The organism is Pseudomonas sp. FEMGT703P, from assembly GCF_002786345.1.
Taxonomy (GTDB): domain Bacteria; phylum Pseudomonadota; class Gammaproteobacteria; order Pseudomonadales; family Pseudomonadaceae; genus Aquipseudomonas; species Aquipseudomonas peli.
The window spans coordinates 149,220-169,372 of record NZ_PGCM01000013.1; the positions used below are offsets into that span (position 1 = coordinate 149,220).

The 20,153-nt window shown below is 62.0% G+C and carries 21 protein-coding genes; 10 read left to right on the plus strand and 11 right to left on the minus strand.

The genetic code is table 11. The features are described from left to right. Positions 1-12: 12 nt before the first annotated feature. Genes rsmD through CUR33_RS19970 form a run of 3 tightly spaced genes read right to left on the minus strand, consistent with a single transcriptional unit; the run spans position 13 to position 3,447 of the window. Complete coding sequence (rsmD, locus tag CUR33_RS19960) at positions 13-618, minus strand: 16S rRNA (guanine(966)-N(2))-methyltransferase RsmD (RefSeq protein WP_289240728.1); 606 nt, start codon at positions 616-618, stop codon at positions 13-15. After that, positions 618-2,099 carry a M16 family metallopeptidase gene (locus CUR33_RS19965; protein WP_289240729.1) on the minus strand — a complete coding sequence of 494 codons (1,482 nt, stop codon included), beginning with the start codon at positions 2,097-2,099 and terminating at the stop codon, positions 618-620. Before CUR33_RS19965 ends, rsmD begins: the two co-directional genes overlap by 1 nt. Further along, the gene (locus tag CUR33_RS19970; RefSeq protein ID WP_289240730.1) at positions 2,092-3,447 is read right to left on the minus strand and encodes a M16 family metallopeptidase; all 1,356 of its coding nucleotides are present in this window, start codon (positions 3,445-3,447) and stop codon (positions 2,092-2,094) included. The genes CUR33_RS19965 and CUR33_RS19970 overlap by 8 nt, the downstream gene beginning before the upstream one ends. Before the next feature lie 204 nt (positions 3,448-3,651). On the opposite strand from CUR33_RS19970, the gene ftsY reads away from it, so the two are divergent. The 4 genes from ftsY (at position 3,652) to rpoH (ending at position 7,735) form a co-directional block, all read left to right on the plus strand. Further along, positions 3,652-5,082 (plus strand): signal recognition particle-docking protein FtsY, encoded by a 1,431-nt coding sequence (ftsY, locus tag CUR33_RS19975; protein ID WP_289240731.1) that lies wholly within the window; start codon positions 3,652-3,654, stop codon positions 5,080-5,082. 1 nt (position 5,083) lies between these two features. Next, complete coding sequence (ftsE, locus tag CUR33_RS19980) at positions 5,084-5,752, plus strand: cell division ATP-binding protein FtsE (protein ID WP_090250172.1); 669 nt, start codon at positions 5,084-5,086, stop codon at positions 5,750-5,752. Further along, entirely contained in the window at positions 5,749-6,768 is a 1,020-nt protein-coding gene (ftsX, locus tag CUR33_RS19985) for a permease-like cell division protein FtsX (protein ID WP_090250169.1), read from the plus strand. The genes ftsE and ftsX overlap by 4 nt, the downstream gene beginning before the upstream one ends. 112 nt (positions 6,769-6,880) lie before the next feature. Further along, positions 6,881-7,735 (plus strand): RNA polymerase sigma factor RpoH, encoded by an 855-nt coding sequence (gene rpoH, locus CUR33_RS19990; RefSeq protein ID WP_167143438.1) that lies wholly within the window; start codon positions 6,881-6,883, stop codon positions 7,733-7,735. Between the two features lie 65 nt (positions 7,736-7,800). On the opposite strand, the gene mtgA is transcribed toward rpoH, so the two are convergent. After that, on the minus strand, positions 7,801-8,532 hold the full coding sequence (gene mtgA / locus CUR33_RS19995; protein WP_289240732.1) for a monofunctional biosynthetic peptidoglycan transglycosylase: 732 nt from the start codon (positions 8,530-8,532) through the stop codon (positions 7,801-7,803). Positions 8,533-8,599: 67 nt separating this feature from the next. On the opposite strand from mtgA, the gene CUR33_RS20000 reads away from it, so the two are divergent. The 6 genes from CUR33_RS20000 (at position 8,600) to CUR33_RS20025 (ending at position 13,655) form a co-directional block, all read left to right on the plus strand. Continuing rightward, positions 8,600-8,986: a DUF423 domain-containing protein gene (locus tag CUR33_RS20000; protein WP_289240733.1), complete on the plus strand. Its 387-nt coding sequence runs from the start codon at positions 8,600-8,602 to the stop codon at positions 8,984-8,986. A gap of 102 nt (positions 8,987-9,088) precedes the next feature. Beyond that, positions 9,089-9,289 carry a sulfur carrier protein ThiS gene (thiS, locus tag CUR33_RS20005; RefSeq protein ID WP_090250161.1) on the plus strand — a complete coding sequence of 67 codons (201 nt, stop codon included), beginning with the start codon at positions 9,089-9,091 and terminating at the stop codon, positions 9,287-9,289. A 57-nt stretch (positions 9,290-9,346) separates the two neighbouring features. Further along, positions 9,347-10,141 (plus strand): thiazole synthase, encoded by a 795-nt coding sequence (locus CUR33_RS20010; protein ID WP_160085806.1) that lies wholly within the window; start codon positions 9,347-9,349, stop codon positions 10,139-10,141. A gap of 10 nt (positions 10,142-10,151) precedes the next feature. Then, complete coding sequence (gene trmB / locus CUR33_RS20015; protein WP_289240734.1) at positions 10,152-10,871, plus strand: tRNA (guanosine(46)-N7)-methyltransferase TrmB; 720 nt, start codon at positions 10,152-10,154, stop codon at positions 10,869-10,871. A gap of 183 nt (positions 10,872-11,054) precedes the next feature. Beyond that, positions 11,055-12,398: a DUF1329 domain-containing protein gene (locus CUR33_RS20020; protein ID WP_090250154.1), complete on the plus strand. Its 1,344-nt coding sequence runs from the start codon at positions 11,055-11,057 to the stop codon at positions 12,396-12,398. Positions 12,399-12,575: 177 nt separating this feature from the next. Beyond that, a complete protein-coding gene (locus tag CUR33_RS20025) occupies positions 12,576-13,655 on the plus strand; it encodes an NAD(P)-dependent alcohol dehydrogenase (RefSeq protein WP_289240735.1) in 1,080 nt (359 codons plus the stop codon). Positions 13,656-13,663: 8 nt separating this feature from the next. On the opposite strand, the gene CUR33_RS20030 is transcribed toward CUR33_RS20025, so the two are convergent. The 7 genes from CUR33_RS20030 to CUR33_RS20060 all read right to left on the minus strand — a co-directional run bounded on the left by CUR33_RS20030 (position 13,664) and on the right by CUR33_RS20060 (position 20,098). Next, positions 13,664-13,987, minus strand: a complete 324-nt coding sequence (locus CUR33_RS20030; RefSeq protein ID WP_090380340.1) for a DUF3392 domain-containing protein — start codon at positions 13,985-13,987, stop codon at positions 13,664-13,666. A 30-nt stretch (positions 13,988-14,017) separates the two neighbouring features. Then, entirely contained in the window at positions 14,018-15,178 is a 1,161-nt protein-coding gene (hemW, locus tag CUR33_RS20035) for a radical SAM family heme chaperone HemW (protein ID WP_289240736.1), read from the minus strand. After that, a complete protein-coding gene (gene rdgB / locus CUR33_RS20040) occupies positions 15,175-15,771 on the minus strand; it encodes an RdgB/HAM1 family non-canonical purine NTP pyrophosphatase (protein WP_090250142.1) in 597 nt (198 codons plus the stop codon). Before rdgB ends, hemW begins: the two co-directional genes overlap by 4 nt. Positions 15,772-15,784: 13 nt before the next feature. Continuing rightward, entirely contained in the window at positions 15,785-16,204 is a 420-nt protein-coding gene (locus CUR33_RS20045) for a DUF4426 domain-containing protein (RefSeq protein ID WP_289240737.1), read from the minus strand. Positions 16,205-16,244: 40 nt separating this feature from the next. Next, positions 16,245-16,865 (minus strand): methionine biosynthesis protein MetW, encoded by a 621-nt coding sequence (metW, locus tag CUR33_RS20050; RefSeq protein WP_160085800.1) that lies wholly within the window; start codon positions 16,863-16,865, stop codon positions 16,245-16,247. Between the two features lie 2 nt (positions 16,866-16,867). Continuing rightward, a complete protein-coding gene (metX, locus tag CUR33_RS20055; RefSeq protein WP_289240738.1) occupies positions 16,868-18,007 on the minus strand; it encodes a homoserine O-succinyltransferase MetX in 1,140 nt (379 codons plus the stop codon). A gap of 108 nt (positions 18,008-18,115) precedes the next feature. After that, positions 18,116-20,098 (minus strand): dynamin-like GTPase family protein, encoded by a 1,983-nt coding sequence (locus tag CUR33_RS20060; RefSeq protein ID WP_289240739.1) that lies wholly within the window; start codon positions 20,096-20,098, stop codon positions 18,116-18,118. Positions 20,099-20,153 lie beyond the last annotated feature (55 nt).

Consider the following 20,153-nt stretch of genomic DNA (forward strand, 5'->3'; position numbering starts at 1 on the left):
CCTGCAAAAGCCCTACGCGGCTGTGCGCTGCCACAACGCGTAATACACCTGCCCCGCCTTCTGCTCGCGGTGCAGTCGCCAGTTGCCGGGCATGCCCAGGCTGGAAGGCGGGTTCTCGCTTTCGGTGTAGACCCAGGCGTCGGCCGCCAGCCAGCCATGCTGCTCCAGCAGGGTGCAGGCCGGTAGCAGCAGGTTCTGGTTGAACGGAGGGTCGAGAAACACCAGATCGAACGGTGTTGCGGCCGGGCTCTGCAGGTAGAGCAGGGCGTCAGTCTGCTGCAGCTGGCCGTTGTCGCAGTTTAGCGTTTGCAGGTGGCCGCGCAGGCTGGCGATGGCCGCCGGATTGAGGTCCAGGGCCAGGGCGTTGCCGGCGCCGCGCGACAGGGCTTCGAGAAACAGCGCGCCGCTGCCGGCGAACAGGTCGAGCACCTTGGCACCCTCGACATAGGGCGCCAGCCAGTTGAACAGCGTCTCACGCACGCGGTTCGGCGTCGGCCGCAGGCCGGCGGCCATGGGGAAGTTGAACTGGCGCGAGCGCCATTGCCCGCCGATGATCCGCAGCTGGCCATCGCCGCTGTGGGCGGGGTTGGCTTTTGGCGGTTTGGGTCGCTTGCTCATCAGTGCTCCGGGACGCCAGTGGGTTGCTCGGCAGGGTTGTCGGTGGGCGGTGGCAGTTCTTTCTGCGCCACGCTTGGGCCGGCGGTGACGATCACCAGGGCGTCCGGGTTGAGGTGCTTGGCCATGGCAGCTTTAACCTGCTCGACACTCAGCGCGTCGACGTCGCGCATAAAGTCTTCCAGGTAGGTCAGCGGCAGGTCATAGAAACCCATGGAGCCGAGCTGGCCGACGATCGCCGCATTGCTCGCGGTGGACAGCGGGAAGCTGCCGGCCAGTTCGCGTTTGGCGTTGTTCAGCTCTTCTGCAGTCGGGCCGTTGTTGATGAAGTCGGCCAGCATGCTTTTGACCAGTTGCAGGGTGCCATCGCTGAGTTCGGCGCGGGTCTGCAGGTTGATCATAAAGGGGCCGCGCGCCTGCATGGCGCTGAAACCGGAGTAGACGCCATAGGTCAGGCCGCGCTTCTCGCGTACTTCAGTCATCAAACGGGTGCCGAAGCCACCGCCGCCGAATACCTGATTGCCCAGATAGAGCGCGGCGTAGTCCGGGTCACGGCGGTCGATGCCGAGCTGGGCAATCATCAGGTGGGTCTGGTTCGAAGGGAACTCGATATGTTGCAGGCCCGGCTTGGGCTCTTCCGGCTGGGCGATACGCGGCAGCGCCGGGCCTTTCGGCAGGGCGGCGGACACCTGGCTGGCCAGGGCTTCGGCGTCGCTGCGCGAAAGGTCGCCGACCAGCGCGATAATCGCGTTATTGGCGGTGTAGGCCTTGGCGTGGAAGGCCTGCAGCTGCTCACGGCTGATGGTCGGGATCGACTCGGCATTGCCGTCGCTGGAGTGCGCGTAGGGATGCATGCCGTACAGGCGCTCGAACAACGCCAGGCTGGCCAGCTTGCCGGGGTTCTGCTTCTGGTATTCGAAGCCGGCCAGCAGCTGGTTTTTGATCCGCGCCAGTGCGTCTTCCGGAAAGGTCGGCTGGCCGAGCACCTGATTGAACAGCTGCATGGCCGGCTCGCGCTTGTCCGCGGCACTGAGGCTGCGCAGGCTGGCGATGGCCATGTCGCGGAACGCGCCATTGCCGAAGTTGGCACCGAGGTTTTCGAATCCAGCGGCGATGGCGCCGACATCCTTGCCCGGGACGCCTTCGTTGAGCATGGCGTTGGTCAGCATGGCCAGGCCCGGTACGCCATCATCATGGCTGCTGCCGGCGGCAAAGGTCAGTTGCAGGTCGAACATCGGCAGTTCGCGGGCTTCGACGAACAGCACCTTGGCGCCTTCAGCGGTCTGCCAGGTCTGGATGTCCAGATCGCGGCGGCTGGGCGGCTGATCGCCAAGGGCGGCCAGGGATTCGATGTGGGTCGATTCGGCGGCCGGTGTCGCGTTTGGGGTGCTATCCGGGCGGTTGATTACCAGGGCCAGCAGCGCCAGCAATATCAGTAGCGCCAGGCCGAGCAGGCCGTAGCGCAGGCCATTGCGCTCACTCATTGCGCTTCTCCTCAGGCAGAACATGGGCGACGCTCAGGCGGTCGCGGGTAAAGAAGGTGCTGGCGGCTTGCTGGATATCGGCCGGGGTAACGGCCTCCAGCTCGGCCAGTTCCTGATCGATCAGCTTCCACGACAGGCCGACGGTTTCCAGTTGGCCGATGGCGGTGGCCTGGCTGGTGATCGAATCACGCTCGTAGACCAGGCCGGCGATCACTTGTGCGCGCACGCGGGCCAGCTCTTCGGCGCTTGGCGGGGTGTTTTTCAAATCTTCCAGCTCACGCCACAGGCCGGCTTCGACCTGCTCCAGGTTTTTTCCGGTCTGCACGTTGGGCGTGGCGGAAAGGATGAACAGGCTGTCGCCACGGGAGAAACCGTCGTACCAGGCCGATGCGCCGGATACCAGTTCCTCGCCACGTTCCAGACGGGTCGGCAGGCGGGCGCTGTAGCCGCCGTCTAGCAGGGCGGCAGCCAGACGCAGGGCATGCACCTGGCGCGGTTGTTCAGCGGTGGCCAGGCCTGGCACGTTAAAGCCCATCATCAGGCTCGGCAGCTGGGTTTTCAGGTGCAGGGTGATACGGCGCTCGCCCGGTGCGGCCAGCTCACGCGGGGCTTTGGCGGTGGGCACAGTGCGCTTGGGAATGGCGCCGAAGTAGCGCTCGGCGAGGATCTTCACCTCGGCGACGCTGACGTCACCGACCACCACCAGGGTGGCGTTGTTCGGCGCGTACCAGGCTTCGTACCAGGCGCGCAGCTCCTCGACGGTCATGCGCTCAAGGTCGGCCATCCAGCCGATGGTGGGTGTGTGGTAACCGCTGGCGGGGTAGGCCATGGCCTTGAAGCGTTCGTAGGCCAGGCTCGACGGTTTGTCATCGGTGCGCAGGCGGCGTTCTTCCTTGATTACCTCGATTTCCTTGGCGAACTCATCAGCTGGCAGCTTGAGGCTGGCCAGGCGGTCGGCTTCAAGTTCCAGGGCGATGGCCAGGCGGTCGCGGGCCAGCACCTGGTAGTAGGCGGTGTAATCGTCGCTGGTGAAGGCGTTTTCCTCGGCGCCCAGTTCACGCAGGATGCGTGAGGCTTCGCCGGGGCCGAGCTTGCGGCTGCCCTTGAACATCATGTGTTCGAGGGCGTGGGACAGGCCGGTCTGACCGGGCGTCTCGTAGCTTGAGCCAACCTTGTACCAGAGCTGGCTGACCACCACCGGTGCGCGATGGTCTTCGCGCACGATGACCTTGAGGCCATTGTCCAGGCTGAATTCATGGGTCGGCTGGGTTTCTGTGGCGAAGGCCAGCAGGGGTGTGCAGAGCACGCTGAGCAGCAGGGCTGCAGTGCGTTGGGCAATCATATGCATGGGTTATCGACCTGTCGGACGGGCCCGCTTGGTCTTAGCGTCGGCGGGCGCGGAGGTGCTAGGATACGCATCCGTTTTACTGGCGACCACGCCTGCTAAGGCTTCTGATTGTTTCCGCGTGCACTCTTCAGCTTTTAATGCCGCGTGAGCAGTGCTTTCAGAGGCCATGGTCTGCGCGTCGCACCTTTGAGATAGCCGTCCTCCATGTTTGGTTCCAACGACGACAAGAACACGCCCGCGCCCTCTACGCCGCCCTCTGCCGAAAAACCGGCAGAGAAGAAAGACCTGTTCGGCTGGCTGCGCAAAAAGCCGCAAGCGCCGGTGACGCCCGAGCCGCCATCAGCTTCGGTGAACGAGCAGCCTGCTACTCCGGCAGTCGTTGCGGCTGAGGTCACTGAAACTGCTCCTGTGCCTGCTGCGCCGATCAGCGAAGTGGCTGCGCCAGTTGAATCGCCGGTTAATACGCCCGAGCCTCAGCCGGCCCCGGTGGCTGCCGTTGAGCAAGCTGCTGTCGTCCTGCCTACGTCGGCTGACACCAGTGGCTTAAACCCGGCGCCACGTCCCTCGCGTTTTCGGATCAACGCGGGCAGTGAAGTCCTACATGCGCACGTTGAGGTGCCGGTGGTGGTTGAGCCGGTCATCGAGCAACCGGTGGCCGCACCTGCTGTCGTAGAACCTGTCGCAGCGCCGGCTAAAAGCGCTGAGGAGAGCCGTACCGGTTTCCTTGAGCGCCTCAAGCAGGGCCTGTCGAAAACCAGCGCCAGTCTTGGCGAGGGCATGGCCAGCCTGTTTCTGGGCAAGAAAGTCATCGACGATGACCTGCTCGACGACCTGGAAACCCGCCTGCTGACGGCGGATGTGGGCGTTGAAGCCACCACGGCGATCATCGGTAACCTGACCAAACGCGTCGCGCGCAAGGAACTGGCTGACAGCGGAGCCCTATACAAGGCGCTGCAGGATGAATTGGTGGCGTTGCTCAGGCCGGTTGAGCAACCGCTGAAAATCGACAGCAGTAAGCAGCCCTATGTGATTCTGGTGGTCGGTGTAAATGGCGCTGGCAAGACCACCACCATCGGCAAACTGGCGAAAAAACTCCAGCAGGATGGCAAAAAAGTCATGCTCGCCGCCGGTGACACCTTCCGCGCCGCTGCCGTTGAGCAGCTGCAGGTGTGGGGCGAGCGCAACCAGATTGCAGTGATTGCCCAGCACACCGGTGCCGACTCTGCTTCGGTGATTTTCGATGCGGTGCAGGCCGCCAAGTCGCGTGGCATGGATGTGCTGATCGCTGACACCGCCGGGCGTCTGCACACCAAAGACAACCTGATGGAAGAGCTGAAGAAAGTCCGCCGGGTGATTGGTAAGCTCGATGACACCGCGCCGCATGAAGTGCTGCTGGTGCTGGACGCCGGCACCGGGCAGAACGCAATCAATCAGGCCAAGCAGTTCAACCAGACGGTCAACCTGACCGGCCTGGCGCTGACAAAGCTGGACGGTACGGCGAAAGGCGGGGTGATCTTTGCCCTGGCCAAGCAGTTTGTATTGCCGATTCGCTATATCGGGGTGGGTGAGGGGATTGATGACCTGCGCACCTTCGAGGCCGAAGCCTTTGTTCAGGCGCTGTTCGCGGAGAAATAGGATGATCAAGTTCGAACAGGTCGGTAAACGCTATGCCAACGGCCACATCGGGCTGCATGAGCTGAGCTTTCATGTACGCCGTGGCGAGTTCCTGTTCGTCACCGGTCACTCCGGTGCCGGCAAGAGCACTTTGCTGCGCTTGCTGCTGGCGATGGAGCGGCCGAGCAGCGGCAAATTGCTGCTGGCTGGGCAAGATTTGTCGCATATCACCAATGCACAAATTCCTTTCCTGCGTCGGCAGATCGGTGTGGTGTTCCAGAACCATCAGCTGCTGTTCGATCGCAGTGTGTTCGACAACGTGGCGCTGCCGCTGCAGATTCTTGGTCTGTCCAAGGATGAAATCGGCACCCGCGTGCGTACTGCGCTGGAGCGGGTTTCCCTGGCCGACAAGGCCGAGCAATCGCCTGGCGACCTGTCCACCGGTCAACAGCAGCGCGTCGGCATTGCCCGCGCCATCGTGCATCGGCCGGCCCTGCTGCTGGCGGATGAGCCCACCGGAAACCTCGATCCGCGCCTTGCCGCCGAGATCATGGGCGTGTTCGAGGACATTAACCGGTTGGGCACTACCGTACTGATCGCCAGTCACGACCTGGCCCTGATCGCGCGCATGCGCCACCGCATGTTAACCCTGCAGCGCGGCCGCCTGATCGGCGACGGGGAGGCCGCATGAGCGCCACCCGCATGCCGCCTCCGCAGCCCGCGCAGCGCGTCGGTGCTGCACCGAAGAAATCCGAATCGCCAACGCCGGGCGACGATGGTCCAAGCTTTACCCACCAGTTGCACGCCTGGTTGGAAAACCACCGCGCCAGCCTGGTCGACAGCCTGCGCCGCCTGGCTAAACAGCCGATTGGCAGCTTCTTTACCTGCCTGGTGATGGCCGTGGCCCTCAGTCTGCCGATGGGCCTGGCCTTGCTGCTGGATAACGTTGAGCGCCTGGGGGTGTCCTGGCAGCGTGCGGCGCAGATTTCCCTGTTTATGCAGATCGATGCCACGGACGCCCAAGGTCAGGCACTGCGTGAGCAGATCGCCGCGATGGACGATGTGGAAGAGGCCGAGTGGATCAGCCGCGAACAGGCTTTGAGCGAGTTCCAGCAGCAATCCGGGCTGGGTGAAGCGCTGAAGGAACTGCCGGATAACCCGTTGCCTGGGGTGATTGTGGTGACACCGCAGCAGGTCGATAAGGTCGCTCTGGAGGCCCTAAGGCTGCGTCTGGCCGAACTACCACGGGTGCAGCAGGCGCAGCTGGACCTGCTCTGGGTCGAACGCCTGAGCGCCATGCTCAAGCTGGGTGAGCGCTTCGTCTTTGGCCTGACCTTGCTGTTGGTGATGGCGCTGCTGCTGGTGATCGGTAACACCATTCGCCTGCATATCGAGAACCGCCGCACCGAGATCGAGGTGATCAAGCTGGTCGGAGGCACCGACAGCTATGTGCGTCGCCCCTTCCTCTACATGGGCACGCTGTATGGTTTGGGCGCTGGGCTACTGGCCTGGCTGCTGCTGGCTTATGGCCTTGGCTGGCTGAACGACGCTGTGGTGCGCTTGGCCGGTTTGTACGGCAGCGACTTCGCCCTGGCGGGCGTGCCTATAGCCGATGGTCTATCCCTGCTGCTCGGCGCGGTCCTGTTGGGCTATATTGGCGCCTGGCTGGCGGTCGCAAGGCACTTGAGCGAGCTGGCCCCTAGATAGTAAGTTATTGTTTTGCTTGATATTGACTATGTGTAAGGGAACTTGTACCTCGGTATAAAGTCCCAAGGAGCAGTGCTAGACTGCTCCACGATTCGTAAGTCGGAGGATTCAAATGTCCACTTCTTTGCAACCTGTTCATGCTCTGGTTCCGGGTGCCAACCTAGAAGCATACGTGCATGCGGTAAACGGCATCCCGCTGTTGACCCCTGAGCAGGAGCGTGAACTGGCGGAAAGTCTCTTCTACAAACAAGACCTCGAAGCCGCCCGGCAAATGGTGCTGGCTCACCTGCGTTTTGTTGTGCATATCGCCCGTAGCTACTCCGGTTATGGCCTGGCCCAGGCAGACCTGATTCAGGAAGGCAACGTCGGCCTGATGAAGGCGGTTAAGCGTTTCAATCCGGAAATGGGTGTGCGCCTGGTGTCGTTCGCCGTGCACTGGATTCGCGCCGAGATCCACGAGTTCATCCTTAAAAACTGGCGCATCGTCAAAGTCGCCACCACCAAGGCGCAGCGTAAGCTGTTCTTCAATCTGCGCAGCCAGAAGAAGCGTCTGGCCTGGCTGAATAACGACGAAGTGCATGCCGTAGCCGCAAGCCTCGGTGTTGAACCGCGTGAAGTGCGTGAGATGGAAAGCCGCCTGACCGGCCATGACATGGCCTTCGATCCGGCTGCTGAGGCGGACGACGAAAGCGCCTTCCAGTCGCCGGCGCATTATCTGGAAGACCATCGCTACGACCCTGCGCGTCAGTTGGAAGATTCCGACTGGAGCGACAGCTCCACCGCTAATCTGCACGAGGCGCTGGAAGGTCTGGATGAGCGCAGCCGTGACATCCTCTATCAGCGCTGGTTGGCTGAAGAGAAAGCCACGCTGCATGATCTGGCCGCCAAGTACAACGTATCGGCCGAGCGCATTCGTCAGCTGGAGAAGAACGCGATGAATAAGCTCAAGGGCTCGATCGCGGCGTAAGCGCCAGGCGTAAAAAAGCCGCACTCAGGTGCGGCTTTTTGTTGTCTGCAGCAAAGTGCCGGCGGTTACAGCATCCAGCCTGGCCACCACTCGGGGCGGCTGGGTTGCAGGCGGTTGAGGTAGTGGCTGCCGCCCAGTTGCCACATCTGCTGGCGAATCCAGTTGGCCCGGCGGCTGATGTGTGCACTCGGGCGGCTGGCGCTCCACTCGCGCGGGTTGGGCAGCACGGCGGCCAGCAGGCTGCTCTGCTGGCGTGACAGGTAGGGCGCGCCGACCTTGAAATGATGCCTCGCGGCTGCTTCGGCACCGAATACGCCATCGCCCCACTCGACGCTGTTGAGGTACACCTCAAGAATCCGTTGCTTGGGCCAGAGCAGTTCGATCAGGCCGGTAAACCACACTTCCATACCTTTGCGCAGCCAACTGCGCCCAGACCAGAGAAACAGGTTCTTCGCCACCTGCTGGCTGAGGGTACTGGCGCCGCGCAGAGAACCGCCTTGCTGGTTGTGTTCCAGAGCGGACTGGATAGCCGCGACATCGAAGCCCCAGTGTTCGGCGAACTTCTGATCCTCGCCGGCAATCACTGCCATCTTCAGGTCATCCGGCAGTTCGCTCCAGGGGCGCCAGCTGCGCTGCAGGTCGATGGGTTGATCATCGATCCAGGACTCGATCTTGCGCTCGACCATCAGCGCGGTGCCGGGTGGCGGCACCCAGCGGAATAACAACACCAGTAGAACCGAGGCGAGCATCAGCCAAAGCAGGAGTTTGAGCAGTCGACGGGAGAGGGATCGAAACATGCGTGCTTGGCCGGGATGAATTTGCCGGCCATTATAGCCAGCCCTGTTTCTATAGCTGGAGTGATGCATGGCTCGTCTGTGGTTATTGCTGTCCGCCTGTGCCGGTTTTAGCGGTGTCGCTTTGGGCGCCTTTGCTGCGCATGGCCTGAAGCATCAGCTTACGCCGGCCTATCTCGCGGTATTCCAGACCGGTGCTCACTACCAACTGATTCACGCGCTGGCGCTGTTCGGCGTTGGCCTGCTGGCCATCCTGCGACCGGCGCCGTTGGTCAATTGTGCGGGCGCGCTGTTTGCCCTGGGCATCGTGCTGTTCTCCGGTAGCCTGTATGCACTGACCTTGAGCGATATCAGTGCGTTGGGCATGGTCACGCCTTTCGGTGGCCTGGCGTTTCTCGCCGGCTGGTTATGCCTGGGTCTGGCGGCCTGGAAGCTGGGTGCGCGCAGTAGCGCCTGACCCGTAAGTCAGAAAGCAGGACGAGTGGCAGCCTTTAGCCTTGGTCAGCGCCCATGATCAGGCTAGAATGCCGGCCCTTTTCTCAGTTGTGACCGAGCCGTCATGCGTATTCAGTTAAACGGTGAAGCATTCGAATTGCCCGACGGGGAAACCGTCTCCGGGTTGATCGAGCGTCTGGACCTGGCCGGACGGCGCGTGGCGGTCGAACTCAATCTGGATATCGTGCCGCGCAGCCAGCATGCCACCACCGCTTTGCGCGAGGGTGACCAGGTTGAGGTGGTCCACGCCATTGGCGGTGGTTGATCCCCGCTCATCGGTTTATCGCGTTCAGACAGCCGCCCACTTTCACGAGGATTACCCATGAGCCATGCGCCCAGCGACAAGCCCTTTACCCTGGCCGGTCGTACCTACCAGTCGCGTCTGCTGGTCGGTACCGGCAAGTACAAGGACCTCGAAGAAACCCGCCTGGCCATCGAAGCTTCGGGTGCCGAGATCGTTACCGTGGCGGTGCGCCGGACCAATATCGGGCAGAACCCGGGCGAGCCGAACCTGTTGGATGTGATCTCGCCGGACACGTACACCATCCTGCCGAACACCGCCGGCTGTTATGACGCCGTCGAGGCGGTGCGTACCTGCCGCCTAGCCCGTGAGCTGCTCGACGGCCACAAGCTGGTCAAGTTGGAAGTGCTGGCGGACCAGAAGACCCTGTTCCCCAATGTGATCGAAACCCTCAAAGCCGCCGAAGTGCTGGTTAAAGACGGTTTCGACGTGATGGTGTACACCAGCGATGACCCGATCATCGCCCGCGAGCTGGCGGCCATGGGCTGTATCGCGGTGATGCCGCTGGCCGGCCTGATTGGCACCGGACTGGGTATCTGCAACCCGTACAACCTGCGCATCATCCTGGAAGAGGCTACCGTTCCGGTATTGGTCGATGCCGGCGTGGGCACCGCGTCCGATGCCACCATCGCCATGGAACTGGGCTGCGAGGCGGTGCTGATGAACAGCGCGATTGCCCACGCGCAGAACCCGATTCTGATGGGCGAAGCGATGAAGCACGCGATCATCGCCGGGCGCATGGCCTACCTGGCCGGGCGCATGCCGAAAAAACTCTATGCCAGCGCCTCGTCGCCGCTGGATGGCCTGATTAAGTAACGAGCACAGCATGACTGAATTGCAGCAACAGCCTGAGCCGGCTGAAGACACCTCCAAGCACCGCGCAATCAAAAGTTTCGTGATGCGTGCCGGGCGCATGACTGAAGGCCAGCAGCGCGGCCTCGATCAGGGCTGGCCGAAGTTCGGCCTGCAACTGGAGGACGGCCTGCGTGACTTCGATCAGGTATTCGGCCGCACGGCGTCGCGCACCTTCGAGATCGGTTTCGGTATGGGCCACTCCACCCTGGAAATGGCCGCGGCCTCGCCCGAGCAGGACTTTATCGGGGTGGAAGTACACCGTCCGGGTGTTGGCGCACTGCTCAACGGTCTGATGACGCAGAACCTCAGCAATATGCGCGTCTACAGCTGCGATGCGATGGACGTACTGCGCAACTGTGTGGCCGACGCCAGCCTGGATCGGGTGCTGCTATTCTTCCCGGACCCCTGGCATAAGGCCAAGCACAACAAGCGGCGTATCGTGCAGCCGGCGTTTGCCGAGCTGGTGCGACAGAAACTTAAGGTCGGCGGTGTGTTGCACATGGCCACCGATTGGCAACCTTACGCCGAGTACATGCTGGAAGTGATGAATGTCGCGCCCGGTTACCAGAATCAGGCCGAAGACGGCCAGTATGTGCCGCGGCCAGCGGAGCGCCCGACCACTAAGTTCGAGCGTCGCGGCGAGCGTCTGGGACATGGCGTATGGGATCTGAAGTTCCAACGCATCGATTGATTGATTCACGCGCTGAGGTATCGGCGCAGCAAAACCATAAGCACAAGGACGATTGCACAAGATCGGAATAATCCGACGCCCGCCAGGACGGCTCCTCACCAAGACGGCACATAAACCCGGGCAGCACTGCCCCGGTCATAAAAACAGCAGCCCTGCCTCAGGCCAGGCTGCGAGGAGATCGCTGTGTTGAGAACGCTTTCAATTCTGCTGCTGGCTACGTGCGCGCTACAGGCACAGGCCAAAGTCGACAGTGCCCAGGCTGCGCGCCTGGGCCAGGACCTGACGCCACTGGGCGGTGAGCGCGCGGGCAATGCCGCCGGCACCATTCCAGCCTGGGACGGTGGCCTGGCGCAACCGCCAGCCAACTACCAGCCCGGCATGCATCACCCTGACCCTTACAGCGCCGATGCGCCCTTGTATCAGGTCAACAGCCAAAACCTGGCGCAGTACCAGGCGCAGCTGCCGGCGGGCCTGAAGGCGTTGCTGGAGAAAAATCCGGATTACTTTCTGCGGGTATTCCCGACCCGTCGCAGCGCCGCAGCGCCGCAGCGCATCTATGACGCGACGCGCTTCAACGCGCAGACCGCTGAGCTGATTTCCGGCGGTAACGGTGTCGACGGTGCTGCTGCTGGTATCCCCTTCCCGCTGCCGAAAACCGGCCAGGAAGTTATCTGGAACCACATCATGCGTTACCGTGGCGATCAGATCAGCTTTGTCACCAACCAGGCGGCGGTACTGAGCAATGGTGCCTATAACCTGCTCAAACTGGAACGTGACATCTATTTCCTCTACGGCCGTGAAGGTGTCAGCCCGCAGGACCTGGACAACACCCTGTTCTACTACAAGTACAAGGTGGTCGCGCCGGCCAAGCTGGCCGGTTCGGCGCTGGTGGTACAGGAGACCCTCGATCAAGTGTTGGCGATCCGCAAGGCCTGGCGCTTCAACCGTGGCGAGCGCCGCGTGCGCCGTCTGCCGATGCTGGCCTACGACACCCTGCAGCCGGACACCAACGGCATGGCAACCGCCGACGTGGTCGACTCCTACAACGGTGCACCTGACCGCTATGAGTGGAATCTGGTCGGCAAGCAGGAAATGCTGGTGCCTTACAACAGCTACGCCGTGCACCAGAAAGGCATCCCATACGACAACATTCTGCGTAGCAATACCGTGAATCCGGAACTGCTGCGGTATGAGCTGCACCGCGTCTGGGTTGTCGATGCTGAGCTGCGCAAGGGCTTCAGCCACCCGTATGCCAAGCGTCGCTTCTATATCGATGAAGACAGCTGGCAGATCCTCGCCGCCGACCTCTATGACAAGAGCGGCGAGCTGAGCGGTGTGCAGGAAAGTCATCCGATCAGCTACTACGACGTGCCGATGTTCGGCAGTACCCTGGAGACCATCTACGACTTCAAGGGCAAGCGTTACTTTGTCGACGGCCTGGATAACAACGAGCCGATGTACAACTTCAACGCCAAGCTGACGCCGCGCGATTTCACCCCGCAGGCGCTGCGCCGCGAAGGTAACTGAGCCTCGTCGCACTGAAAAAACCGCCTCTTGCAGGCGGTTTTTTTATGTCCGGCGATCGAGGCTGTGTGGCCTTGGAGCATTACGCGAACTGCGCCGGCCGTTGATACAGGACAAGTAGCCGAGCTGTCATCCGGCTACAGTCAGGGCTCTGTGCTAGTGCATACAAGGAGCCTGACCATGAGCATGATGAAAGCAGCGGTGTTTATCGAGCCTGGACGCATCGAGCTGGTGGACAAGCCCATCCCGCCCGTTGGGCCCAATGATGCGCTGGTACGGATTACCACCACGACCATCTGCGGCACCGATGTGCACATCCTCAAGGGTGAGTACCCGGTGGCCAAGGGGCTGACCATCGGCCACGAACCGGTCGGCATCATTGAGAAGCTAGGCAGCAACGTGCAGGGCTATCAGGAGGGGCAGCGGGTGATTGCCGGGGCTATCTGCCCAAGCTTCAGCTCTTACGCCAGCCAGGACGGTTATTCCTCTCAGGATGGCGGCTGTAGCTGCCATGGTTACAAGCCCATGGGCGGCTGGCGCTTCGGCAACAGCATCGACGGCACCCAGGCCGAATACGTGCTGGTACCCGACGCTCAGGGCAACCTGGCCCCGGTGCCGGATGGCCTGACTGACGAGCAGGTGCTGATGTGTCCGGACATCATGTCCACCGGGTTTGCCGGTGCAGAAGCCGCGAATATCAAGATCGGTGATGTGGTCGCCGTCTTCGCCCAGGGGCCGATTGGCTTGTGCGCCACGGCCGGGGCCAAGCTGCGCGGGGCGAGCACCATCATCGTGGTCGATGGTGTCGAGCAGCGCTTGCAGATTGCCCGGCAGATGGGCGCGGACATCACCCTTAACTTCAATCAGGTCGATGTGGTCGAAGAGATCCTGCGTCTGACCGGTGGCCGTGGTGTGGATGCGGCCATCGAGGCATTGGGCCTGCAATCTACTTTCGAAAGTGCGCTTCGCGTGCTCAAGCCGGGTGGCACGTTGTCCAGCCTGGGGGTGTATTCAACGGATCTGGTGATTCCCCTGGCGTCGTTTCATGCCGGTTTGGGTGACCACAAGATCGTTACCTCACTGTGCCCGGGCGGTAAGGAACGCATGCGTCGGCTGATCAATGTGGTGGCCTCCGGGCGCGTCGATTTCGGCGCGCTGGTGACACACCAGTATGCGCTGGATGACATCGTCGCCGCCTATGATCTCTTCGCACATCAACGCGATGGCGTGCTCAAGGTGGCGATCAAGCCGTTTGCGTAAGTGCTGAGTCAGCTGCGGTCGGCGAGGATGCCGATGATAAAGAACACCAGAATCAGCACCGGGGCCAGGGTGAAGTTGTTGAAGAAGCCCAGGCCTTTGGCCAGATACGGTGTGGCGAAGACGATCAGCAGGCCGTAGCCCACTGCGCAGAGCAGCACGAAGATCAGCGTGCGGAAGATGAAGTTCATGCTGCTGGTATTGCGTTGCACCCAGGCATTGATCCCAGGGCCGAAGAGCACCAGCAGGGTGGCCATGATCGCCAGGGATATATCGTAGAGGTGGCTGCGGCTCCAGCGCGACAGGGTGACGATCAGGTCGAGTAGCAGGTCCATCCGGTGTCCTTAGCCGTGGCGGCGTGTGCGTCAGGGTAGAAAATACTGCAGCAGGTCGTTGAGAAACAGCTGGCCTTCGCGGGTGGCGCTCAGGCGTGTCGGGTCGCTGTGCAGCAGGCCGCGCTTTTGCGCTTCGATGCGCGCTGCGGCGAGTTGGCTAAGCGGCAGGCCGGTGCGCTGAGTGAACAGTTCGCTGGCGACGCCGTCCGTGAGGCGCAGCACATTCATCAGAAATTCGAAGGGCAGCTCATCAGCACCCAGGACGCGTTCGCCGGCGCTGAAGCGTTTGCTGCGGTCTAGGTAGTCTTTGGGCAGGCGGGTTTTCCAGCTACGGCTGATGCGCCCGTCCGGCTGGCTGAGTTTGGCGTGAGCGCCGGCGCCGATGCCGAGAAAATCGCCGAAGGTCCAGTAGTTCAGGTTGTGCCGCGCGGCCTTGCCGGCCTGAGCGTAGGCCGACACTTCGTACTGCGCATAACCTTCAGCGGCCAGCAGGGCCTGTCCGGCTTCCTGAATGTCCCAGAGAATATCGTCCTCGGGCATCACTGGCGGCTGGTTCCAGAACACCGTGTTCGGCTCCACCGTCAGTTGATACCAGGACAGGTGCGTCGGCCCTTGGGCAATGGCGGTGCGCAGATCGCTGAGGGCATCCTCGATGGACTGATCCGGCAGGCCGTGCATCAGGTCCAGGTTGAAGTTATCGAAGCCGGCGGCGCGTGCCATATCGGCTGCATGCACCGCTTCGTCGCCGTCGTGAATTCGTCCCAGTGCGATCAGTTTGGGCGCCTGAAAACTCTGCACACCAATCGACAGGCGATTGATGCCCAGGCTGCGGTAGTCCTTGAACTTGGCCTGCTCGAAGGTACCGGGGTTGGCTTCCAGGGTGATTTCGATATCGGCGGCAAACGGCACGCGCCGCTCCACGCCTTCAAGTAGGCGGCCGAGGGCTTTGGCCGAGAACAAGCTGGGGGTGCCGCCGCCAAAGAAAATCGAACTCAGCGGCCGGTTATGCGCCTGCGCCAGATCAGCATCGAGATCGGCCAGCAGGGCGTCGACGTATTCTTCTTCCGGCAGGTTTGGCCCGGCGGTGTGGGAGTTGAAGTCGCAATACGGGCACTTCTTCACGCACCAGGGAATGTGCACATAGAGTGCAAGTGGCGGCAGCTCGAAGCTGACGCCGGACGCGGTGGTCATGCCAGGCCCAGCCGCTGTTTCAGCAAGGCCATCGCGCGTGCGCGGTGGCTGATCTGGTTTTTCTCGGCCGCCGGCAGTTCGGCGCTGGAGCAGTCGCGCTCGGGCACCCAGAACAGCGGGTCATAGCCGAAGCCTTCCACGCCTTGCGCGGCGTGCAGGATGCGCCCGTGCCAGAGGCCTTCGCAGATGATCGGCAGCGGGTCATCGGCATGCCGTACCAGCGCCAGGCAACAGACGAATTGAGCGCCGCGCTCGGCATCCGGCACATCTTTCAGAGCGTCGAGCAGCTTGGCGTTATTCGCCGCATCACCCTGGCCATCGGCGTAGCGCGCCGAGTAGATGCCCGGTGCGCCACCGAGAAAATCCACCGCCAGGCCGGAGTCATCCGCCAGCGCCGGCATGCCTGACAGGCGGGCAGCATTGCGTGCTTTCAGAATAGCGTTTTCAATAAACGATAAGCCGGTTTCTTCCGGCTCGACCATGGAGAACTCGCCGACTGAGCGCACGTGTACGCTGCTGCCGAGCATGGCCTGCAGCTCTTTGAGTTTGCCGGCGTTATGGCTGGCGAGTACAAGCTCGTTGAAAGGCATCATGTATTCAGGGCCATCATTCGTCTGGGAAGACTTCCTGGTTGAAATTAAAACTGTGCGCCGCGCCATCGGCCGCGTGCACGTTGATGGTGAAGCGCAGCATTTCACGCTGGCTGAAGGTGAATTGCGCCAGGTAATAGATGGCTTCACCTTCGTTGACCTGCTTGAAGGTCAGCGGCTGGCTGCGACCGACCAGATCCTTCACTTCGCCACTGACGCTGGCGCTGCTGGCCTTGCCGGCTTTGAGTACGGAAATGTTCACCACGCCCTGGGTTTTGCTGCGGACCAGGCCGTTGGCCGCGGCTATGTCCGGCTGCAGAAAGCTGGAGTTGAAGGTGATGTAGTGCACGTCGAGGTCGCCGAACGTCTGCTTGCGTTCAGCCAGCGCAGGCAGGCTCAGGCACAGGGCGATAAATAAAAGTGCGATGCGACGCATAAGGGTTCTCCAGATGGACAGCGGCCTGGGATAAGGCCGCTCAATTGGCGATTTGAACATCCTGGGCAGTAGGCCCGCTGATCCGGTAAATGCCGATTTCACCTAACAGATTAGGCCAGATCCGGCTGGCCCAGCCGTGCCGGTGGTCGCGGTCCACGGCCAGACGATCCATGACTTTTGCGCCCTGGTTGTGGCACAGGTTTTCGAAGTCTTCGAAGGTGCAGAAATGGATGTTCGGCGTGTTGAACCAGGTGTACGGGAGAAAATCCGACACCGGCATGCGGCCCTTGGTGGTGAGGTACCAGCGGCAGTGCCAGTGGCCGAAGTTGGGGAAGGTGATTATGCAGGTCTTGCCGACGCGCAGCATCTCCGCCAGTACTTTGTCCGGGTAATGCAGGGCTTGCAGCGACTGGGTCATAACCACCACATCGAAGCTGTTGCTGGCGAAGTTGCCCAGCCCCTTGTCGAGGTTCTGCTCGATCACGTTGACGCCCTTGCTCACGCATTGAGCGATGTTGTCCGCATCGATTTCCAGGCCGTAGCCGCTGACCTGCTTGTGTTCGGCCAGCCAGGCGAGCAGCTCGCCATTGCCGCAACCCAGGTCAAGCACCCGGCTACCGGCGGGAATCCACTCTTGGATGATTTCGAGATCCGCGCGCATGGCTACACCTTAATCCGTTTCATATAGCTGTCGAACGCCTGCAGGTAGCGCGGGATCGGCATGAGGAAGGCGTCGTGGCCCTGGGGCGCATCGATTTCCAGGTAGCAGACGTTTTTCCGCGCGGCGGTCAGTGCATCGACGATTTCCCGCGAGCGTGCCGGCGAGAAGCGCCAGTCGGTGGTGAAGGACATCACGCAGAAATCGGCGCTGACGTGGGCCAGGGTCTTGGCCAGGTCGCCATCGAAGGCTGCCGCCGGGTCGAAGTAGTCCAGCGCCTTGGTCATCAGCAGGTAGGTGTTGGCGTCAAAGCGCCCGGAGAACTCCTCGCCCTGGTAGCGCAGGTAACTTTCCACCTGGAACTCGACGCTGTGGAAGTCGTAGTTGAGCTTTTCGCTTTTCAGGCCACGGCCGAATTTCTCGCCCATGGCGTCATCCGACAAGTAGGTGATGTGGCCGACCATGCGCGCCAGCATCAGCCCGCGCTTGGGGATCACGCCCTGTTCCTGAAAGTGTCCGCCATGGAATTGCGGGTCAGTGAGGATCGCCTGGCGCGCCACTTCGTTGAAGGCGATGTTCTGCGCCGATAGCTTGGGCGCCGAGGCAATCGCCAGGCAGTGGCGCACGCGCTCGGGGTAGCTGATGGTCCATTGCATGGCCTGCATGCCGCCTAGGCTACCGCCGATCACCGCTGCCCACTGCTGGATGCCGAGGTTGTCGGCCAGCCGCGCCTGGCTGTGTACCCAGTCTTCCACGGTCATTACCGGGAAGTCGGCGCCGAAGGGTTTGCCGGTCGCTGGGTTGATGCTGCTGGGGCCGGTGGAACCGTTGCAGCCGCCGAGGTTGTTCAGGCTGACGACAAAGAACTTATTGGTGTCGATGGGCTTGCCAGGGCCGATGCAGCTGTCCCACCAGCCCGGTTTACGGTCTTCCGCGCTGTGATAACCGGCGGCATGGTGGTGGCCGGAGAGGGCGTGGCAGATCAGCACGGCGTTGCTCGCCGTGGCATTCAGCTCGCCATAGGTTTCGAAGATCAGTTGGTAGTCGGCCAGGCTGCGCCCGCAGGCCAGCGCCAGAGGTTCTGCGAAGTGCAGCACCTGCGGGGTTACCAGGCCAACAGAGTCTTGGGGGAAGGCAGTCGACATCGACCCTGCTCGCAATAAAGGAAGAGCCGCAGTCTAAAGAGCGCCGCCCCAGGCGGCAAGCGCATGGGGCGGCTGGGGTACGGCGGATATGGCAGAGCTGAGCCGGGGTTATTCGCCGATGCTGTGCGGGCGCGCAGCTCCTGGCAGGTTGACCACCTTGCCCTGGCGCTGCACGGGGGCAGGGCGCCGCAGGATGCGCAGCATGTCGTTGGCTTGCGCCAGTTGCTGCTCCAGCTCGCCGCTGTAACGCGCCAGTTGCTGGCCGCGCTGGCGCGCCTGCTGGGTTTCCTGAGCCAGGGCCTTGAGCCGCAGCATGTGGGTTTCCAGCAGCTGCTTGTGCTCGAGGGTGTGCTGCATCAGTGGCATCAGCGCATCGCTGGCCCATTGTTCGGCTTCCTGGCGCATGCGCTGGTGCAGGCCGATCACTTCCTGCACCAGGGTGGCGAAAAAGCGTTTGGTCAGGCTGCGCTGTTCGGTCAGCAGGGTTTTCAGCTGCAGGCGGAACTGGTCGGCCTTGGCCTGCTGCTGCTTGAGCTCACGCAGGTAGCGGTTGACGTTGAACTGCGGTGCGTCGACGCCGTGCAGTGGGTTCTCTTCGTTGTGCCGACGGTAGATGGCCGCGACCATCTTGTTGGCCATGTCGGCTTCCTGGGCCAGGTTGTGCAGGTCCTGCTCCACGCTGCGGAAGAAATGCAGGATGGCCTGGTTGATACCCAGGGTGGTCCAGCTGCCAGTGAGGTTCTTGCGTACCTTGTTCAGGTGTTCATCCAGGCGTTCGCTGCGCGAGGCGTGGCGCAGCAGGTCGCCCTGACGTTTGAGCAAACGCTGGTTGGTTTTCAGGCCAAGCAGGCGTTTATGGTGCTGGCTGTGGTCTTCCTTGGTCTTGGCAGTCAGCTCGAACAGCATCTGGCCGTTGTCGTGCTGGTGATTGCTCAGCAGGCCCTGTTGCTCGTTGACCTTTTCCAGCCGCAGGTTGAGCACGTGCTCGCTGTTCTGCAGCAGCCTCAGCACCTGATTGACTACGCGGTCTTCGAGCAGGCGTTCCTTCTGCGCGATGATGCGTTCGCAGAGCAGGTTTTCCAGGTTGCTCATCTGGCTGCGGGCCAGCAGTTCCGGGTCCTTGCGCACCTTTGCCAGCATGGCCTGCTTGGCCGACAGCGGCAGCACGTCCTCGACGCGGATGCCGAGCTGGCGCGCGGTGCTGGTCTGAATCTGGCGGATGGCGTTCTGCACAAAGGCTTCGCCGGCCAGGTCATCCCAGAGCACGTCGATCTTGTTCAACACGGCGAACAGACTGGTCTGGGTGTCTTCGTCGAGTTGGCGGATATGCTGTTGCCATACGGCCATGTCGCTGGCAGTCACGCCGGTATCGGCGGACAGCAGGAAGATGATCGCCTGTGCGCTAGGCAGCATCGACAAGGTCAGCTCCGGCTCACTGCCGAGGGCGTTTAGGCCTGGGGTGTCGAGGATGCGCAAACCCTGACGCAACAACGGGTGGTCGAAGTTGACCATGGCGTGACGCCAGGCTGGCACCAGCACTTCGCCGGGCTTATTGGTGCTTTCCAGCATGTCCGGGTGAAAGCCCAGGGCAATCGCCTGTTCGACCGGCATGGGTTTGGTGCGGGCGACCTGGATAAAGGCCTGAACCATGTTGTCCGGGTCGCTGAGGTCCAGCGGGATATTTACCCAATGCCGCGGAATCCGTTTGAACTGCGCCACGCTGGCCTCGGACACGCGGGTCTCGATGGGCAGCAGGCGGATATAGGAGCGCTCCGAACGTGGGTCGAAGAACAGCTCGGTGGGGCACATGGTGGTGCGCCCAGCCTGGGACGGCAGCATGCGCTGGCCGTAGGAGGAGAAGAACAGGCTGTTGATCAGCTCGGTCTTGCCGCGTGAGAACTCGCCGACAAAAGCCAGGGTGATGTGGTCAGTGCGCAACAGTTTCAGCGCGCGCTCAAGCTTGGCTTCCACGGCCTCCGAGTTGAGCCGATTGGTCAGCAGCCAGCTGCGATAGCGGGTGATTTCGCGCATCAGCTCGCGCTTCCAGGCGACGTAAGCATCGACCTGCTGACTGAGACGTTCCATGCTCATCCTGGGCTTTCCTCCGGTTGGCGCATCCATTGTGGGGCGACTGGGCTATACGGCA

Bases quoted from the DNA above. Each gene is read 5' to 3' on its own strand.
- rsmD (WP_289240728.1), bottom strand. From the start codon at position 618: ATGAGCAAGCGACCCAAACCGCCAAAAGCCAACCCCGCCCACAGCGGC.
- CUR33_RS19965 (WP_289240729.1), bottom strand. From the start codon at position 2,099: ATGAGTGAGCGCAATGGCCTGCGCTACGGCCTGCTCGGCCTGGCGCTA.
- CUR33_RS19970 (WP_289240730.1), bottom strand. From the start codon at position 3,447: ATGCATATGATTGCCCAACGCACTGCAGCCCTGCTGCTCAGCGTGCTC.
- ftsY (WP_289240731.1), top strand. From the start codon at position 3,652: ATGTTTGGTTCCAACGACGACAAGAACACGCCCGCGCCCTCTACGCCG.
- ftsE (WP_090250172.1), top strand. From the start codon at position 5,084: ATGATCAAGTTCGAACAGGTCGGTAAACGCTATGCCAACGGCCACATC.
- ftsX (WP_090250169.1), top strand. From the start codon at position 5,749: ATGAGCGCCACCCGCATGCCGCCTCCGCAGCCCGCGCAGCGCGTCGGT.
- rpoH (WP_167143438.1), top strand. From the start codon at position 6,881: ATGTCCACTTCTTTGCAACCTGTTCATGCTCTGGTTCCGGGTGCCAAC.
- mtgA (WP_289240732.1), bottom strand. From the start codon at position 8,532: ATGTTTCGATCCCTCTCCCGTCGACTGCTCAAACTCCTGCTTTGGCTG.
- CUR33_RS20000 (WP_289240733.1), top strand. From the start codon at position 8,600: ATGGCTCGTCTGTGGTTATTGCTGTCCGCCTGTGCCGGTTTTAGCGGT.
- thiS (WP_090250161.1), top strand. From the start codon at position 9,089: ATGCGTATTCAGTTAAACGGTGAAGCATTCGAATTGCCCGACGGGGAA.
- CUR33_RS20010 (WP_160085806.1), top strand. From the start codon at position 9,347: ATGAGCCATGCGCCCAGCGACAAGCCCTTTACCCTGGCCGGTCGTACC.
- trmB (WP_289240734.1), top strand. From the start codon at position 10,152: ATGACTGAATTGCAGCAACAGCCTGAGCCGGCTGAAGACACCTCCAAG.
- CUR33_RS20025 (WP_289240735.1), top strand. From the start codon at position 12,576: ATGAGCATGATGAAAGCAGCGGTGTTTATCGAGCCTGGACGCATCGAG.
- CUR33_RS20030 (WP_090380340.1), bottom strand. From the start codon at position 13,987: ATGGACCTGCTACTCGACCTGATCGTCACCCTGTCGCGCTGGAGCCGC.
- hemW (WP_289240736.1), bottom strand. From the start codon at position 15,178: ATGACCACCGCGTCCGGCGTCAGCTTCGAGCTGCCGCCACTTGCACTC.
- rdgB (WP_090250142.1), bottom strand. From the start codon at position 15,771: ATGATGCCTTTCAACGAGCTTGTACTCGCCAGCCATAACGCCGGCAAA.
- CUR33_RS20045 (WP_289240737.1), bottom strand. From the start codon at position 16,204: ATGCGTCGCATCGCACTTTTATTTATCGCCCTGTGCCTGAGCCTGCCT.
- metW (WP_160085800.1), bottom strand. From the start codon at position 16,865: ATGCGCGCGGATCTCGAAATCATCCAAGAGTGGATTCCCGCCGGTAGC.
- metX (WP_289240738.1), bottom strand. From the start codon at position 18,007: ATGTCGACTGCCTTCCCCCAAGACTCTGTTGGCCTGGTAACCCCGCAG.
- CUR33_RS20060 (WP_289240739.1), bottom strand. From the start codon at position 20,098: ATGAGCATGGAACGTCTCAGTCAGCAGGTCGATGCTTACGTCGCCTGG.